Below are 16,838 nucleotides of genomic sequence, written 5' to 3' on the forward strand. Positions count from 1 at the left end.
AATGACAGATTACAACTGGAGTGAGAGGCTGCCGCTTTGGCTGGCAGAGGAGGCTCTGCCGCTCTGGACCTCGACCGGGGTGGATGCGGCAACCGGCACCGTTTGGGAGGCTCTGGATCATCAGGGGCAACCGCTTGCAGCTATGGAGCGCAGATTGCGGGTGCAGGTGCGCCAGGCCTATTGTTTTGCCCAATCCGAAGATCCGGAGCATCGCGCCCTGGCGCTGCAGCTCTTTCGTTTTGCCATGGACCATGGTTTTGATCCGGAAACCGGCAATCTGGGCGCCATGCTGGCACCGGATTGCAGGTTGCTCAGCGCGCCCCATGATCTTTACGATCTGGCCTTCATGCTGCTGGCTGCCGCCGCTCTGATCGAGGCGGGTTTTGAGGTCGCAGCGGATCTGGCCCGGCTGGAAGCGGCCCTGGCCCGGCTCAAGGCGCCACGCGGCTGGTTTGAAAACCTGGCGCCCCCCGCACGCCGTCGTCAGAACCCGCATATGCATATGTTCGAAGCCAGCACAGCGCTTTTTGCCGCGACTGGTGAAGCGCGCTTCCGCAGCATGGCCGAGGAATGCCTGGCGCTCTACCGGGAGGTCTTCCTAAAGGCAGATGGCCAAGTATTGGAGTATTTCGACACGGATTGGCGCCCCTTGCCTGCCGCCGAACAGGCGGTGGAGCCCGGTCATATGGCGGAATGGATCTATCTGATCGACCGCTATGAGGTGCTCTTGGGCTCAGAAAGCGATATGGGGAGCGGTCTGGACCTGGCGCATCTGTTCCAGGCAGTAGCGCAGTGCCGCGATGCCTCCGGCCTCTTGCCGGACCGGGTCGAGCCTGCGACCGGAACCCGCCGCATGTGGCCGCAGACCGAACTGCTGAAAGCCGCGGTAGTGCTGCGTCGCCGCGGATTGGATCTGCCCCCGGGCTGCGCCCCGGAACAGGTGCTCTCTCTGATGTGGTCCGACTATCTGCAGGTCCCAGTAGCCGGGGGCTGGTATGACAAGCGCAGTGAAACGGGGGCGCTGCTGTCGGACAACATGCCCGCCTCCACCTTCTATCACATCCTGGTGGCCTTCCGCTTCTACCTCTCAAGCTGCCGCAGCCTGTGAGCGATAGCTGAACCGCGGCTCTTGTCTGGGTTCAGCTATCGCTCACAGGGTAGCGCGCTCCCGCTTACAGCAGCAAAGGTTCATAATGAATGTTATGGTAAATATCGTTCCAAACATTGAGGCTGAGGACAGCACGAGATCCAGCTCCTGATGCCGTTTCGGACTGAAACATCTAACAAGACTGGGATCATCTAAAAAAATGCGACGAATTTAATACCCGTGCTGTGTGTTCTACCATCGCGACCATATCCCATGGACGACGAGGTATCGCTATTGAGTGCTGAGCGGCGCGTGCTTTGCGCCAGCGGGAGCCTGGCATCCGCCGTTGGCCCTCCTCGGGGTGCGGATTTGGAGCGGGGGTATTTCACCCCCGACAAGGGCACCAGCCGACAGCTGTTCAGTGCCCAGTGGCCTTACACACAACCACAACCGTCTTGGCCAGAATGACCGCATCCGTACGCGCAGAGAGATTGTGCAGATATTGCCCATCATAAGCCGCACGGTCCGCAAAGGTGCATTCGTTACGGGCACTCACTTGCCAGGCACCGGTAATGCCAGGGCGCAGCGCATAATAGTCTTTACCTGGGTAAAGCTCCTTCTGCGATACCATGATGGGGCGTGGGCCGACCAGGCTCATCTCGCCGGTCAGGACGTTCCAAAGCTGTGGCAATTCATCCAGAGAGGTCTTGCGGATCAGATGGCCTACCTTGGTAATACGCGGATCATTCTTTAGCTTCTGGGTTTCGTCCCATTCAGCCTTAGCCTCAGGACTGCTTTCCAGATAGGTGTTCAGCTTCTGGTCTGCATCTACCACCATGGAGCGCAGCTTCCAGATCCGGTAAGGTTTGCCAGAGCGCCCTAGGCGCAACTGCGAATAGAAGGGGTTTCCGCCATCGCGGGCAATCAGGAGCAGGAAGGGCAGCAGAATAGGAAGAACGATCGGCGCGGCACAAAGCACAGCACAGATGTCAAAAAGTCGCTTCCCAAAGGAGGCATAGAAACCGGCGGGGGAACGCTCTTTCACTTTGTGGGAAAGGGCGGAATCGGCGGACAAAACAACTAAGTCATGCATAAAATAAAAACCTACAGTCTAAGTTATCCACGCACATCCAAAGGAAGGCAGGCAGATCAATTTTTTGGAGATGCGAACAATGGCATCATCAAGGTTATATAAACTTATTTACAAATTTTATGATGCAGGCTTCAACAGTTAATCTGGTGCCCAGGTGCTGAAAGCGCCTGTCACGGTATGAGGGGTATTCCAGCGCCGCTGTCGCGGGGACCTTACACTTGTATTTAATGTTTAAAATCAGAGAATTAGCAGTTTCCATGAGACGATGAAATCGAACTTCAATTCAGAGGCTACTTTCCGGAAATTAAAACAACCTGGAATTGATTTCGCCAATCCTGGGCTGAACTCTCCTGACTTTCCGAGCAGCGGCAAGCAAAAAGAAGATCCGTAACATGATGAAAATATTACACCATTTAAAACTTCACATCCTTAAGCTTGTTTCAGAATTCAAAAATCACTTTTAAAGCTCATTGAGCAAGAAGGGAGAGGCGATTCCCATCTTGCCTCCCCGTTCCTCAATGACTTTTGCGATGGGGAGATCCCAGCATGGGGGATCAATACTGCAATGGACCATTTCCCACTGGAATTTTCTGCCGGGCGCTCCTGCCGGGGTGCCTGAATAACCAAAATCCTGCCGCCGTCACCGCTCCCCCATACAAGTCCTTGCATGACATTGAGGCGCTGCTACGGCCGCGCAGGATCCCCCTCAGCGGGCCATGCACACTGAGCCGAGAGCGGTCCAGGCCTTGCAAAATTGCTTGAAACACTTCTGAAAAAGATCAATACACCCCCTACATTTTTTCAATGCCTTACAACCGAAGAGCTAGGATAGGGCAAAACGAAAGCTTTGGTGTGGTTTGGCGGTTAGTATGAGCAGTAAAACGGGGTCTTTCAGCGGGCGGCAGCAGGCCACCAGCACCTCAGAAAAACTGCCCTTTCTGGCGACGCTCACGATCTTCGTTCTGATGGTGCCCTTGAATTTTGATGTCGGCCCCATCAACCTGTCCACGTCACGCGTACTATTCCTGATCTTTGTACCCCTTCTGACGATCAACCTGTTGCGTGGGAAATACGGAAAAATCAACATCGTTGATCTCTTTGTCCTCTTTCACGTCTTTTGGCTCACGCTGTCTATTTTTATCAACAACCCTGATGTGGCCGTCACCTTTGCCGGATCCAATGCCTGTGCGATCCTTGGTGGGTATCTGGTTGCGCGTGCCTCGATCCGCACATCTGCCCAGTTTCAGACCTTGTGTAAATTTCTGTGCTTTGCTGCTCTGTGCACCCTGCCCTTTGCGGTGATTGAAACGCTAACCAACAAATCTCTGTTGCGTGACCTCATCAATGCAATCCCGGGGCTAAACGAGAGTAGCCGTGCAACCAGTGAGCAGCGTCTTGGTGGGCTCTATCGGGCGCAACTCCTGTTTGCGCATCCCATACACTACGGCTTTTTCTGTTCCCTTATCTTCTCCCTCGGCTTTGTCGCCCTGCGTGATCATGTCAGCCGTGGAGCCCGCAGTTTCTATGCTTTTTCCATTGGGCTATGCTGCTTCTTCTCCCTCTCCAGCGGTGCGGTACTGGCCATGGCCATTCAGGCCCTGCTGATGATGTGGCAAAGCGCGACACGCCGCCTCAAAAATCAATGGAACACTCTGCTCACTGGTTCGGTTGTTTTTTACATCGTCGCGGAAATTGCCTCAGATCGGCCTGCGATCATCGCGATCCTGTCGCGGCTGGCTTTCAACTCTTCAACCGTTTCCATCCGGCAGCGCCTGTTTGAGTATGGCACCGAGCAGATTGGCAAAACCCCTGTCTTTGGGGTTGGGTATAATGACTGGGGGCTGCCGCCCTGGATGTCGGGAAGCATCGACAACTTCTGGCTGCTGCAGGCGCTGGTCTATGGCATTCCCTCTCTCATAGCTTTGGCAGGTGCCACAATCATCCCCATGCTCCTTATCGGGCGCCGTGACTTCGCTAAGGATTCTTCCTTGCAGCATGCCCGCCTGGGCTGGATTTTTACCATGATCAGCATGTGCCTGACCCTGGCCACAGTCGCCGTCTGGGGAGAGATGCATTCCTTTGTGATGTTCATCCTGGGCAGCGGTGTCTTCATGCTGGCGGTTGAGGCGGACCAGGCTGATACAAAACAGGTTGAGGCTGGACCCAGGTCTGCAATACGCTATACCCGTTTTGACCAACAGCCAGGGCCCTCCAGGCGCCGCCAGGGAAACCCAAATACTCGGGAGGGGCGCTCAATCCGCCGCCCCCTATAGTAATTTCCAAAGGTTTTTTATGCGCCCAGATCCTCTTGCACATCGGTCTGAATTACTGGACTGCATCCGCGCTGTCGCGATCGTCATGGTCCTGATCTTTCACGTGGCCACCCGATATCCGCCAGACAGTCTGGATCCGGTGGCTTGGTTTTTCTGGAAAAACGGGTTTCTGGGGGTGGATATGTTCTTTCCGCTCAGCGGCTTTTTGATCACCCGATTTCTGCTGAGCAAAGACCGGATGTCCCGAGTGGGCCCGGCCTTCTTCCTGCGCCGGATTTTCCGAATTATCCCGCTCTATTATGCGGCGGTCGGCCTCTATATCCTTGCCAGTATCGCCACCGGGGTCGATCAGGAAACATTTGCCAATATCTGGGGGCCTCTGACCTTTACAACCGGGTGGTACATTTTCATCTACGGGGCCGAAGCCGTCCCCTATCAGGTCACCTGGTCCCTCTCCGTTGAAGAGCTGGCATATGTGCTGTTTGGTGCCGTGGCCTGGGTCGCACGGCGTCATTTCACACTCTTCATTATCATCTGTTGTCTTGTCTCGGTGGTGCTCAGAACCTGGCTCTATGCGCAGGGGGCCGAAGAAATTCACTTCTTCCCGGCAGCCCGTCTGGATGCCATTGCCTATGGTGGCCTGACAGCCATCCTGATGCGGGACCATGGCGGGCGCTCCCTGCTGTGGCTGCTCGGGCTTCTGGCGGCCGCTTCGCTTTTCGCACTCACTGGTGAGGCTGCCTCCAAAGCCATCTCGCTGACCCAAATTCCCGTGGTCATCTGCTGCATCATTGTCATCTTTGAAACTGCGCTGAAGCCTTTCAGGGCTGCCTGGCTACGCCCGATTGCTCTATATGGCTTCTATTCCTACTTCATTTACCTGTTTCACTTCTTCAACGTGTATCTGCTGTTTGAGATTGCAGAGCGTATGGGCATGCCGCTTCCTTCGCTCTGGCTGATGACCGGGCTGGTGATGATTTTGACCTATCTGCAGGCGGTGCTGTCCTATCGCTATTTCGAAGGGCCGCTCATGCAATATGGGCGACGACTGGAAGGCAGGCTCTTGTCCAAGCGCGCAAACAGCCCCCAGAACACGATGCCAGGTCAATAGAGACAGTAGATCTCATCTGATCCGAGATCTGTCTGAGATCTACAGATTGGTTCGGGGCTGTTTAGTTAGGGCTTGGCTGACGACCCGGGCCCAGTATTGAGCCCTGTATCGGGATTGTTCTGCGCCTTGCGGCGGCCCGCCTCAAAATCCCACCAATCACTTTGCGGCGTTGCTCCCAGGGGGCCCTGCCCCCGTGCCGCAATCGGTCCCATTGCGGCCGGGCGTGCCAGGGCGATCGCCTCTTCCCGGCTGGTTGGGAACCAACGCACTGCACTCAGCGGGCGCAGGGTCGGCAGCTCAGCCAATGCGGCAAAATTTGCGCGCAGCTGATGGGTATTTTGATCCCAGGTCAAATCGGCATTGTTCCAGGCCTGAGCGTGATGCCCACCTTTGTCAGACAGAACGACCCGACCTGCAATATTGGCAAAGACCGAGACCGTATCATCACCGGCCGAAATGAGGATCTGCCCTGCCTTGCGTGTCACCCCATCTCTCACCGTATTCCAGCGCCCATCCCCATCCCGGTCCCCGGGCAGAGGCATCAGGATCGCATTATGATGTATGCGGGCATTCTGTTGTGGCAGATTGGCCGGGCTGATCTGGCGCAGGGACAAGCCCCAGAAGATATTCGCTTCGATTTCCAGGCCGGGCAATTCGGTCCCGCGTGGATCTGCATAAAAGCCCTGAAGGGCGGGAACCGGCGCGATGAGGCGCCAATAGCCTTCCGCCTTGCGGGCCCGGAACTCCACCGCCTCATAGGGCTGCCTGAGGGTCATCTCCGGGATCCGGTTCTTGCCGATGCCATCCCGCGGGCCTGCAACAATGGTCACGGGATGCGGGCCTATATCTCCCTTTTGAATGGCAAAAACCATCTGTTTGTCGCGCCTTTGGATCAACCCAAGGCTCTTGCGCAGCTCTGGCAGGGTAATCACAACAGGCCCATCGCTGGCATCGATACGCAGCAATTCATGATCCTGTGTGGGGCGCAGGGTCATACTGTCTTCGTGATGGGTGAGCTTGAACAAAGCCGACATCGAAACCGGGGCGCGGATCCCTTCGTATCCAGGAAAGAATACATTGCCGCGATAGGTCAATCTCTCGATCCGGGCCGGGTTCTCGCTGCGCCCGCCATGCACCCACATATGGGTTCCATCACCATGCAGCAAAAAACCATCCCCCATAAAGTCATGGGCGGTGTTGTGCTCGATGATGACATCATGGCCCTGGGCTCCGGCCACCATATTGATATTGATCGGATCCGCGATCAGATGATGCATCCTATTGCCCCGGGTGAGGCTGTTTTGCAGCGCCACCCGCAGGCCATAGACAATATGAGAGACCTCTCCGTCCAGGAAGGCAACATCCTCAGCCTTTTCAAAATCCGCCGCACGTATCAGGCTGCGCTGGACATAGCCCAACCGCGCCGGCATGGCATCCGAACGGATGCTGACGCGCTCAAAGGTCAGATCGCTTATAGGTCCCCGGCTCTGACGGGTATCGATAATCGAAACCGTGCGTTTGCGCCCATCAAGGTACCAGAGCGCCTCTGGATAGATCAGATCAATGTCGCGCATGATCAGCTGCCCAGAGGAGATGAGCGGATTTCGGTTGCCGATCCACCAGCGGGTCAGCTGGGTGCCGACCTCGGGTTCACGTGGCACCACCGTGATTGGGGCGGTCAGGTTGGAGAAGGCCCCGTCAAAGGCCTTGGCCAAGGAGCGGCTATCCAACCAGGTGGCCCCGATCATCAAGGTTGCTCCGGATTTGATCCGTGCGGGCAACTGCAAAAATCTCGCCAACTCCTGAGGAGTTTCTGCCACAAAACCGCGGGCGCGGCGCTGAATGTCAATCTCTGCACCCGAATTCAGTGTCACAAGGCCGACTCCGGGATCAACTCGCGTTGGGACCAACCAGTCCCAGGAGTCTTCCCGGGCATGGCCTGGAATGATCTTCCAGCCTTTCGGGGCCTGCGCAATCACACTGCCCGGCGCAACACGGATGCGCGCCTCCCCCGCGATATTCAGATCCCCGATGACGGCCTGGGTTGGCAGCCCGATGTTGCGCGGGGTGACAATTTTTGGGGCACTGCTGCGCCCGGCACCCGAGGCAGAGCGCCCGCGCAACTCGATCTGATAGAGCTGGCCGGTTTGCAGCCCATCCAGCCGCAGGGACCCTCCGGTTTTCGGGTTCAGGGGCGAAAGCGGCACCCAGTCGGATCCTCTCCCCAGAGGCACAAAGAAGCGGTCAACGGGTTTGACCCGAATTTCAAGAGCGGTCAGTGGGGTGTGATGAGAGGCGGGCACCTGCAGCACATCCAGCCGGATTTCACCATCTGCACCGGTTGCCCGCACCATCCAATCTTCTGGCCAGGGCGCATCCGGCGCCCGCGCGGAGCCATGCCACTGCAGCTGAACCGCCTTGGGCGCACTCCAGGCGCCGCGTTTCTTGCCGGCGACAAGCGCCAGATAAAGCTGAAAGTCACGCGCTCTGCCATAGGTGCCCGCATCAAGGGGCAGATCTAACCACTGTGCTGTCACAGGGGGCAAAATGATCCGCGTATCTTGCCAATTGGCCCGGATGGACAGGGCACTGACAGAGGTCAGCTGGTCTTGCAAATGTGGGGCCAAACGCAGCTGTAGCCAGTCTGCCCGACTTGGGTGCGGCCGCCATTCCCAATCCTCATTTTTGAGGCGCGGCGGTGCTTTTTTGCTTCGCGGCAAAATGATTACCGGCTGGGCTGGACTCCAGGAGCCCGGTTTCGGCCCGATTTCCGTTTGCTGCACAAAGCGCAGACGCAGCTGGTGGGATCGGCCGGGTGGAGAGGACAGAGTGAGCACCGTACGTTCAAAGGCGGGTCGTCGGGCCAGTTTCAGCGGCTGGGCCGGACCATCATTGAGCGAGACCTCAACCCCGGTCAGCGGTTGTTTGGCAAGATCGGCAGGCAGGCTGTCCAGCCGCACCAGCAGCTGCTTCTCGGATCTGTCGAGATAGGCCTCAAAGCGCAGCGATTTTGCCTGAACAGACTGGTTGCTGAGCACAAGCAACAAAGAAGCAATGCAAAGGAATATCCAGCCGCGCAGAGGAGAAGCAGAAACTTTGCTGTCTCTTGCCACCAGCTGCATCTAGGAGACTTTCCCACGCCCGCGCAGAGACAGAAGCCAATCCCGCAGATTGCGCAGCGCCGCTAGCGAAATATTCTCAAGCAGCAGCTGTATCGCAGACACCGCAGGGATCCCGTCCAAGAGCCCCGGAGCAAAAGGCGCATCCATATTGTCTGCCGGGATCCGCCTTCCCCGTACCTTGTTGGAAACATTGCCTCCATGCACGACTTGCAGCCAAGCGCCGGGCGCCTCCAGCTGGACCACCGCGCCATGGTCTTTGATCGTCATGTGCTGGATGGACATGGCGGTGCGCATATCCTCGTTCCAGGGGCACAAGCGGGTGAAAAACGCATTGCTGGGGTGGGTCATTTCATAAAGCGCTTTATCGGTACGGATATACCCACGCGAGAAGTTCAGACAGAGGGGGGCCTGCTGGACCTGCTGCTGTGCGGCCTGTTGCACCCGTTCGATATAGTCACTGGCAAGCGCATCATCATTGTCCAGTCGGGTGGTCAGCAGAAACTCTGTGCGGTCTGGCAGGACCTCTCCGATCGAACGGTTCCAGCCTTCAGCGGCAAACAAACCGGTGTAATAAGGAATGAAGGGAACGCGCTTGCGCAGCTCTTCGACCCGTTCTTTCTGCGCCTCGGGGGTATCCTTGTCGAAATAGATGATCCAGGTGAAATTCTTACAGGTCTGTGCCGCAATAGAAGGCAGGCAGATCCGCTCGAACATCTCAAAGCGCTCCTCCAACCAATCAGGGCGGTTGCGGATGGCGCTTTCGCGCCCTGGTGTTGCCAGATTAAATCGCGTTTGTATTACATGAGTGAATTGCATGTTGATCCTGCTGGGTATGCCATCAATCAAATGGGTGCCATTTTAAACATTCAAGCCTAAATGCCGTCTGCTCTGATATATGACCCTCCAGTGCTTTTTGCCAAGACTGCAGAAATCTAGAAGGCTTTTATAATGAGCGGTTAAGCTTACACCCCATAAACGTAGAACCGGAGGCTTGATACCTCTTTCTCGAAATTCGCCAAGCAGGAGACAACTCCAGCTTTCAAAAGGCCGCGCAACAGCCCTGTGCTGCCGTGATCGGGAGTGTGCTAGCCTCAAGTTGAGACGGAACAGTCTTTGCTTCAACCTCTAGCTTGTGTATGAGGTCGAGAAGCCATGATTAAAGCAGGTTATTTGACATGAAAGTTGTTATTTTTGGGCTTGGCTATGTCGGTTTTACCGCCGCGTGTTGTATCGCGAGCCAGGGCCACCAGGTCATTGGCATCGATGTCAGTCGCAGCAAGGTGGAGGCCATCAACAAGGGGGAAGCGCCCATTGTTGAACCTCAGGTTTCGGACATGTTGCAAGACGGTCTTGCCAAGGGGCTGATTGAAGCGCGCACGCAGATCGGTGACGCTTTGGAGGAGGCCGACCTGGGTATCGTCTGCGTTGGCACCCCCTCTGCCGCGGATGGGTCTCACAACATGGGCTATGTGGCGGATGTCAGCCGCCAAATCGCGCAGGCGTTGCAGCAAGCACCACGCTCTGGCCGCCCCCTGTCAGTCGCTTATCGCTCTACCTTCCGCCCCGGAACGGTAGAGGAACTCGTTTGGCCTATTTTCACATCCAGTCTGCAAGAAACGGCCTCGTCTCAGGTTTCGGTTGTCTACAACCCCGAATTCCTGCGCGAAGGATCCGCCGTTCAAGATTATTTCGAGCCGCCGAAAATTGTTATCGGCACTCGGAACGGTGAACCGGATCCGGCAATGCTGGCACTGAATGAAGATATCAAGGCCCCTGTCTTTACCGTTGGCTACCGCGAAGCTGAGATCACCAAATTTGTCGATAACACTTGGCATGCGGTCAAGGTGGCCTTTGCCAATGAAGTCGGGCGCACCTGTTTGTCACTTGGGATTTCCGCCCGGCAGGTACATGAGATCTTTGTCTCCGACACGAAACTGAATATCTCTCCCTATTACACCCGCCCAGGCGGCGCATTTGGCGGTTCTTGCTTGCCCAAGGATGTGCGGGCCCTTCAGCATATCGGGGCTGATGTTGGCGCCAACCTGCATCTGGTGGACAGTCTGCTGCGCTCAAATGAAGCCCATAAACACCGGCTCTTTGAATATGCCATGGCCGGACTTGAACCGGGCGCGAAAGTGCTGATGGTGGGGCTTGCCTTCAAGGCCGGGACGGATGACCTGCGCGAAAGCCCCAATGTGGATCTTGCGCGCAAGCTGCTGGGAGCGGGTATTGCCCTGGATATTTTCGATCCGGCGGTGAATGCAGATATGCTTGTGGGTGCCAACTTGGGATATACCTATAGTCAATTGCCGCAAATCAACCAGCTTCTGGTCGATCAGAGCACTGCCGAAAGCAAGGGCTACGCGCGCGTATTGGTCAATAATGCCACCATTGACATGCTGGATATTCCTGAACCGGCTCTCATACGCGATCTTGGCAGCATCACATGAGCGTTTTTGAAACCCCCAGAATGAATGCAGCACGTCAAGCACGCCCTCTGCAGGGGCGGCGTGTGCTGATCATCGTGGAAAATCTGCCCCTGCCCTTCGACCGGCGGGTTTGGCACGAATGCCGAACCCTGACCGCTGCAGGAGCGGAAGTCGCGGTGATCTGCCCAACCGGCAAGGGCTATGAAGCCACTTACGAAGAAATCGATGGGGTCCATATCTACCGCCATCCCCTGCCCCTCGATGCCAAGGGGGCATTGGGCTATCTGCTGGAATATAGCGCAGCACTTTGGCATGAGATGCGCCTGGCGATTAAGATCAGCCGCAAGCATGGGTTTGACACCCTGCAGGGGTGCAACCCCCCGGATCTGATCTTCCTGGTGGCCTGGCCGTTCAAACTGTTCCGGCGGGTGCGCTACATCTTTGATCACCACGATATCAATCCCGAACTCTATGAGGCCAAGTTCAACAAGCGCGGCTTTTTCTGGCGGCTGATGGTTCTCTTTGAGAAGCTGAATTTCCGCACTGCGGATGTGGTCATTTCCACCAATCAAAGCTATCGGCAAATTGCGCTGGAGCGCGGGGGCAAAGCCACCGAAGATGTCTTTGTTGTGCGCTCTGGCCCGGATCTGACCCGCCTGGAACGCAAACCTGCGTCAGACCGCTGGCACAATGGACGCAAACATATGGTTGGATATGTTGGCGTCATGGGGGACCAGGAAGGGCTGGACCTGCTGCTTGAGGCCGCTCAGAAGCTCATACAGGAGCAAAAGCACGATGTGCAGTTTGTTCTGGTCGGGGGCGGCCCGGCGCTTGATGGTCTCAAAGCCATGGCCGCAGATCTTGGACTGGCAGAACATGTCACCTTCACCGGGCGCGCACCTGATGAAACGCTGTTTGATGTCCTCTCCAATGCCGATCTCTGCGTCAATCCCGATCGCGTCAATCCGATGAACGACAAATCGACCATGAACAAGATCCTTGAATACATGGCCTTCGAAAAACCTATTGTTCAGTTCGATGTGACCGAGGGGCGTTACTCTGCGGCGGAAGCCTCGCTTTATGCCCGGGCCAACGACACGACGGATATGGCAAACAAGATTGCCGACCTTCTGGGTGACCCTGAAACCTGCGCGAAAATGGGTGAATTTGGCCGCAATAGGGTCGAAACAGAGCTGAGCTGGGACCATCAGGTCGACACCTTGATCGCAGCCTATACCCGCGCCGCAGAGAAGCGATGAGTGATCCAACCCGAGTGCAGAGCCACGCGGTGATCATCCCGCATTTCAATGATGTGACCCGGCTGGAGCGCTGCCTTGAGGCACTTGTTCCGCAGCACAGCGATGGCATCGAATTGGTCGTGGCAGACAATGGATCCGACGCAGATCTGGAGCCCCTGCAGGCGCGCTTTACACAGGTGCGTTTTGTCCAGGAGCCCGCAAAAGGGGCCGCGATGGCCCGCAACTGCGGGGTGGCTGCCACAAGCGCTCCGGGGTTGATTTTCCTGGATGCGGACTGCGTCCCTGATCCCGATTGGCTGGCACAGGCCTGCGCGACTGACACCAAAGACGCGGTTGTCGGAGGGCGGGTCACAGTCTTTGACGAAACCCCTGCCCCCCGCTCCGGCGCAGAGGTCTTTGAAACGGTCTTTGCCTTCAAGCAGCGCGATTACATCGAACGCAAGGGCTTCTCGGTCACCGCCAATCTTGTCACCACCCGGGCTGTCTTCGAGGCGACGGGCCCCTTTGTGACCGGGCGCTCGGAAGATGTCGACTGGTGCCAGCGCGCAGTCAAAAAGGGCTATGCCCTGCGCTACAACGATGCAATGACGGTGGCCCATCCCACCCGACAGGACTGGCCTGCGCTCCGACGGAAATGGCTCCGCCTGACACAAGAGATGTATGGTCTCACCTCCCCTGGCATCATGGCACGCCTGGCCTGGGCACTGCGCGCGGCCGCAATGCCTCTGAGTGCCCTGGCCCATGCCCCCAGAATTCTGAGCTTCCCCGGCCTCAGTCATGCAGACCGGTTACGAGGCCTTGCCACTCTGCTCCGTCTACGCTGCACCCGTGCGGTTTGGATGCTCAGACAGGTGATGGGGGGTGAGATATGACCACCCCATCCGCTCCGGCCCTGACAGTCATCATTGTCAGCTACAACACCGTGGATCTGACCCTGGCTGCGCTACGCACATTGTTTGCGACAACTCAGGAAACCTCTTTCCGCTGTGTCGTCTACGACAATGCCTCAGCAGATGGATCCGCAGAGGCCATTGCCAGAGAATTTCCGCAGGTGGAGTTGATCGCCTCGCAGGAAAACCTGGGGTTTGCCCGGGCCAACAACCTTGTGGCGGAAGCTGCCCAGACAGAATGGGTGCTGCTGCTCAATCCGGACACCGAGGTGCACCCGGGAGCCGTGGATGCGCTCATGGCCTTTGCCCGCGCGCATCCGGAGGCCGGGATTTACGGCGGGCGCACGGTGTTTCCAGATGGCAGCTTGAACATTGCCTCCTGCTGGAACCGGATCACCCCCTGGAGCGCCTTTTGCAGCGCCGTCGGACTGCGGGCAATTTTCCCAAAATCCGGTGTCTTCAATCCCGAAGCCATGGGGGATTGGGCGCGAGACAGTGTCCGCAAGGTTGATATTGTTGTTGGATGCTTTCTGCTGATGCCAACCGCTCTCTGGCGTGAATTGGGCGGCTTTGACCTGAAATACTTCATGTATGGCGAAGAGGCGGATCTGTGCCTGCGCGCCGCACGCCTGGGCTATCAGCCAATGATTACCCCAGAGGCCGAAATCATGCATATCGTCGGGGCCTCTTCAAACAAGCTTGCGCATAAGGTGGTGATGGTCGCCAAGGCACGCAGCACGCTTATTCGGGATCACTGGTCCCCTGCTCTGGTGCCTCTTGGTCTGGTGCTGATGTGGCTCTGGGCCGCGCTACGCTATGGCGCCAGCCGCCCCCTTGGCTGGATTGGAAAACGAGAAACCGCAAGCCGCTGGGCCGAGGTCTGGGCCGCCCGACGCGATTGGCTGGCAGGGTATTAGGCCGGAGGGTGACGCCGTCAGTCGACAAGGCGCATTGACCGGCCGATCACTGGGGGGGGGCTATGCTGCGGGTGCCGACCTGCTGCGCCGGATTTCCTGTCATGATCGCATTCTCCGGGATCTGCCCCCGCACCACCGCATTCGCACCAATGATGGCGCCGTCTCCAATCACCGTGCCCGGCAATATGACCGCGGCATAGCCAACCCAGACATCTCGTCCCAACACGACATCAGCCTCCTTCATCGGCTGCTTGGTCACCGGGCTGCCCTCATTGAAGCGATAGCCCGCGGCCGTCACCATCACATTTGGTCCAAACATGGCATCCGGTCCAATCTCGATGCGCCCCTCATCGGGTCCTGCCCATAGGCTGCAGCCTGCTCCGATACGGCCATTCTCCCCGATCGACACATTCTGAGCGTTGGAAAAGCTGACTGTTGGGCTGATCCGCACATTGCGCCCCAGGCTGGCTTTGCGCAGTTCCTGCACATGGGTGTAATTGTAATAGTTCACCACTTTCAGGGCATGGGCCCAGGCGCGCGGGTCCAGTGAAGAGGTCAGAAGGCGTCGCAGCCGTTGCAATCGTGAGGTGTCCTTCTTGAAGACCTCAGGCTCGGATGGGGTATCGGGCATGGTAGGAGGGCAATCATTTTTTGTTGAAAACAGCGACTTACCTGACAGTACCTGCTTTGCACCGAGAGGTGAACGAAAAAGACACCCGGGACGGAGCGCTCGGGAGGCCCTTGCGGGGGTGCAGCGTCCCCTTGGATTCTGTCTCTGGTGAGTGGTGGAGCACGACACCCCATGCTAACAGGGGCCGGGCAAGGCCAGGGGATATGGTCAGGCTGACTTGAGCGATTTATTTGAAGGCTTCTATTTATGACTGATCGCGTCGAAATCCTGATGGCGACCTGCAGCCATGCCAATCATATCGTTATAGCCTGCCATGATCGGATCCGACTGTCCGAAAAAATGATCTCTGGCAGGCTGTTGGTATGACTCAGATGCAACCATCTTCAAAACCAGAGCAAGCTGCTCAACAGACCTCCATGGCGGCAAAATTGGCGGGCGGGGCCTTGCTCAATTTCATCAGCATGGTGTTGATCCGCCTGATGGGGCTGATCAATATTGCTATCATTGCCCGCCTTTTGACACCCGATGATTTTGGTTTGATGGCTTTGGCCCTGATTGCCGTGGGCTTTGTCGAAGCCCTGATCAATCGCCAATTCGAAAACGCTTTGATACGGCAGCAAGATGTAACAGCTGATCATTTCAACACGGCCTTCTGTCTGGCCATCCTGGTTGGTCTGTTTGGCATGTTTATGGTGATCGCCTCAGCGGGCTATCTTGCGCAGTTCTTTGGCAATGCGGAGCTGCAAGCGGTCCTATACGGGCTTTCGCCCGTGCCGCTGCTGATGGGATTGCGCAATCCCTATTTTGTGAACTTTGAGAAGAACCTGAATTTCCGCCCCCGCCTGAAACTACATGTGCGCGCGCGCCTGGTCATGACATTCACCTCTGTGATCACCGCATATATCCTGCAATCCTATTGGGCTCTGGTGATCTCGCTTTTAACGCTACACGCGACCTTTGTTGTTCTGACCTGGCATTTGGCCGAGGGCCGCCCGGCCCTGCGTATGCCGCGCTGGAAAGCCTTCTTTCGTTTCGGCGGGTGGCTGACATTGGCCGGTCTTGCGATTTTTTTCCAAAAACGCCTGCCAACCGCAATTCTTGGCAAATTGGCAACAACATATGAGGCCGGCCGGTTTCATGTCGCCAATGAGATTTCAACCACCATGACCCAACAACTGCTGAGCCCCATTGGAGAAGCTTTGTTTCCTGGCCTCATGTCGGTATCAAAGTCCCCTGAACGCCTAAGGCGCGCCTATCTGAAAGGTCAACAAAGCCTGCTTGGGATCGCCTTACCTGTTGGCACTGGAGTAGCAATTGCCGCGCCCGAGGTGGTGCGCGTTCTTTTAGGGGCACAATGGGAAGCGGCCGTGCCGATCATTGCAATCCTGACCCCGGTTTCCGCGCTCTCGACACTGACCCTCGGCGTGAATGCGATCAAGATGATCGATGGAGACACCCGCACCCTCTTCCTGCGCAACCTGTTTATTCTGGTGCTGACAATCCCCCTGTCTCTGGGGGGGTATCTGGCATTCGGCATTACCGGACTTGTTCTGGGGCAGGCCCTTGGTCAATTGATCAATCTGGCGCTCACGCTGCAAATTGCGGCACGGGCAACACAATCCAAATTACATGACCCCTTGCGCGTTTCCTGGCGCAGCTTCGTGGCAACCCCTGTCATGGCTGCAACCCTGTTGGGAATTGATGCACTCGGAGGGTTCGCCCCCTTTGAGATGTCCTTGTTGCAAGCTGCCAGTCTGCTGCTCGGAAAGGCTCTACTGGGGGCAGTTATAGCCGGTGGGGTTCAAATGTTCCTGTGGCGCCTTGCCGGGCGACCAGATGGGTTTGAACAACAAGTCCTGGCTTTGGTCTCACGTCTGATCACGCGAGTTAAACCGCGCAAGAACCATTTGGACCCTTCGGAGGCGCCGCATTAAACGGGGCATTAAACGGGGATGTGTCGCCCCCTCGCCTGAGCGGGTAGAGGGTAGAGGGTAGAGTCCCTTGGCGCAGCTGATCCAATCCAGGA

Annotated in this window: 12 protein-coding genes; 8 read left to right on the forward strand and 4 right to left on the reverse strand. The window is 57.0% G+C overall.

The features are described from left to right. The first annotated feature begins 1 nt into the window (after position 1). Positions 2–1,108 carry an AGE family epimerase/isomerase gene (locus RSK20926_RS20375; protein ID WP_008209671.1) on the forward strand — a complete coding sequence of 369 codons (1,107 nt, stop codon included), beginning with the start codon at positions 2–4 and terminating at the stop codon, positions 1,106–1,108. A 397-nt stretch (positions 1,109–1,505) separates the two neighbouring features. On the opposite strand, the gene RSK20926_RS20380 is transcribed toward RSK20926_RS20375, so the two are convergent. Beyond that, positions 1,506–2,132: a sugar transferase gene (locus RSK20926_RS20380; RefSeq protein ID WP_232281943.1), complete on the reverse strand. Its 627-nt coding sequence runs from the start codon at positions 2,130–2,132 to the stop codon at positions 1,506–1,508. 917 nt (positions 2,133–3,049) lie between these two features. Here RSK20926_RS20380 and RSK20926_RS20385 point away from each other — a divergent pair. Together RSK20926_RS20385 and RSK20926_RS20390 are read left to right on the forward strand one after the other, a co-directional pair. Then, complete coding sequence (locus RSK20926_RS20385; protein ID WP_008209675.1) at positions 3,050–4,453, forward strand: O-antigen ligase family protein; 1,404 nt, start codon at positions 3,050–3,052, stop codon at positions 4,451–4,453. Positions 4,454–4,472: 19 nt separating this feature from the next. Then, complete coding sequence (locus RSK20926_RS20390; RefSeq protein WP_008209677.1) at positions 4,473–5,564, forward strand: acyltransferase family protein; 1,092 nt, start codon at positions 4,473–4,475, stop codon at positions 5,562–5,564. 65 nt (positions 5,565–5,629) lie between these two features. Here the strand turns inward: RSK20926_RS20390 and RSK20926_RS20395 are convergent, their stop codons facing one another. After that, positions 5,630–8,686: a fibronectin type III domain-containing protein gene (locus RSK20926_RS20395; RefSeq protein ID WP_008209678.1), complete on the reverse strand. Its 3,057-nt coding sequence runs from the start codon at positions 8,684–8,686 to the stop codon at positions 5,630–5,632. Continuing rightward, positions 8,687–9,502: a glycosyltransferase gene (locus RSK20926_RS20400; RefSeq protein ID WP_008209679.1), complete on the reverse strand. Its 816-nt coding sequence runs from the start codon at positions 9,500–9,502 to the stop codon at positions 8,687–8,689. It lies immediately after the preceding gene. A 359-nt stretch (positions 9,503–9,861) separates the two neighbouring features. On the opposite strand from RSK20926_RS20400, the gene RSK20926_RS20405 reads away from it, so the two are divergent. Genes RSK20926_RS20405 through RSK20926_RS20420 form a run of 4 tightly spaced genes read left to right on the forward strand, consistent with a single transcriptional unit; the run spans position 9,862 to position 14,181 of the window. Beyond that, complete coding sequence (locus RSK20926_RS20405; protein WP_008209680.1) at positions 9,862–11,136, forward strand: nucleotide sugar dehydrogenase; 1,275 nt, start codon at positions 9,862–9,864, stop codon at positions 11,134–11,136. A gap of 20 nt (positions 11,137–11,156) precedes the next feature. After that, complete coding sequence (locus tag RSK20926_RS20410) at positions 11,157–12,374, forward strand: glycosyltransferase family 4 protein (RefSeq protein WP_157133195.1); 1,218 nt, start codon at positions 11,157–11,159, stop codon at positions 12,372–12,374. Then, positions 12,371–13,246, forward strand: coding sequence for a glycosyltransferase family 2 protein (locus RSK20926_RS20415; protein WP_008209682.1), 876 nt, complete (start codon positions 12,371–12,373; stop codon positions 13,244–13,246). Before RSK20926_RS20410 ends, RSK20926_RS20415 begins: the two co-directional genes overlap by 4 nt. Then, positions 13,243–14,181 (forward strand): glycosyltransferase family 2 protein, encoded by a 939-nt coding sequence (locus RSK20926_RS20420; RefSeq protein ID WP_008209683.1) that lies wholly within the window; start codon positions 13,243–13,245, stop codon positions 14,179–14,181. Before RSK20926_RS20415 ends, RSK20926_RS20420 begins: the two co-directional genes overlap by 4 nt. 46 nt (positions 14,182–14,227) lie before the next feature. Here RSK20926_RS20420 and RSK20926_RS23380 read toward each other — a convergent pair whose 3' ends face one another. Further along, positions 14,228–14,812: an acyltransferase gene (locus RSK20926_RS23380; RefSeq protein ID WP_008209684.1), complete on the reverse strand. Its 585-nt coding sequence runs from the start codon at positions 14,810–14,812 to the stop codon at positions 14,228–14,230. A gap of 416 nt (positions 14,813–15,228) precedes the next feature. On the opposite strand from RSK20926_RS23380, the gene RSK20926_RS20435 reads away from it, so the two are divergent. Continuing rightward, positions 15,229–16,746 (forward strand): lipopolysaccharide biosynthesis protein, encoded by a 1,518-nt coding sequence (locus RSK20926_RS20435; protein WP_008209687.1) that lies wholly within the window; start codon positions 15,229–15,231, stop codon positions 16,744–16,746. Positions 16,747–16,838 lie beyond the last annotated feature (92 nt).

The organism is Roseobacter sp. SK209-2-6, assembly GCF_000169455.1.
Taxonomy (GTDB): domain Bacteria; phylum Pseudomonadota; class Alphaproteobacteria; order Rhodobacterales; family Rhodobacteraceae; genus Pseudophaeobacter.

Bases quoted from the DNA above. Each gene is read 5' to 3' on its own strand.
- RSK20926_RS20405 (WP_008209680.1), top strand. From the start codon at position 9,862: ATGAAAGTTGTTATTTTTGGGCTTGGCTATGTCGGTTTTACCGCCGCG.
- RSK20926_RS23380 (WP_008209684.1), bottom strand. From the start codon at position 14,812: ATGCCCGATACCCCATCCGAGCCTGAGGTCTTCAAGAAGGACACCTCA.
- RSK20926_RS20420 (WP_008209683.1), top strand. From the start codon at position 13,243: ATGACCACCCCATCCGCTCCGGCCCTGACAGTCATCATTGTCAGCTAC.
- RSK20926_RS20410 (WP_157133195.1), top strand. From the start codon at position 11,157: ATGAATGCAGCACGTCAAGCACGCCCTCTGCAGGGGCGGCGTGTGCTG.
- RSK20926_RS20375 (WP_008209671.1), top strand. From the start codon at position 2: ATGACAGATTACAACTGGAGTGAGAGGCTGCCGCTTTGGCTGGCAGAG.
- RSK20926_RS20415 (WP_008209682.1), top strand. From the start codon at position 12,371: ATGAGTGATCCAACCCGAGTGCAGAGCCACGCGGTGATCATCCCGCAT.
- RSK20926_RS20395 (WP_008209678.1), bottom strand. From the start codon at position 8,686: ATGCAGCTGGTGGCAAGAGACAGCAAAGTTTCTGCTTCTCCTCTGCGC.
- RSK20926_RS20385 (WP_008209675.1), top strand. From the start codon at position 3,050: ATGAGCAGTAAAACGGGGTCTTTCAGCGGGCGGCAGCAGGCCACCAGC.
- RSK20926_RS20390 (WP_008209677.1), top strand. From the start codon at position 4,473: ATGCGCCCAGATCCTCTTGCACATCGGTCTGAATTACTGGACTGCATC.
- RSK20926_RS20435 (WP_008209687.1), top strand. From the start codon at position 15,229: ATGGCGGCAAAATTGGCGGGCGGGGCCTTGCTCAATTTCATCAGCATG.
- RSK20926_RS20400 (WP_008209679.1), bottom strand. From the start codon at position 9,502: ATGCAATTCACTCATGTAATACAAACGCGATTTAATCTGGCAACACCA.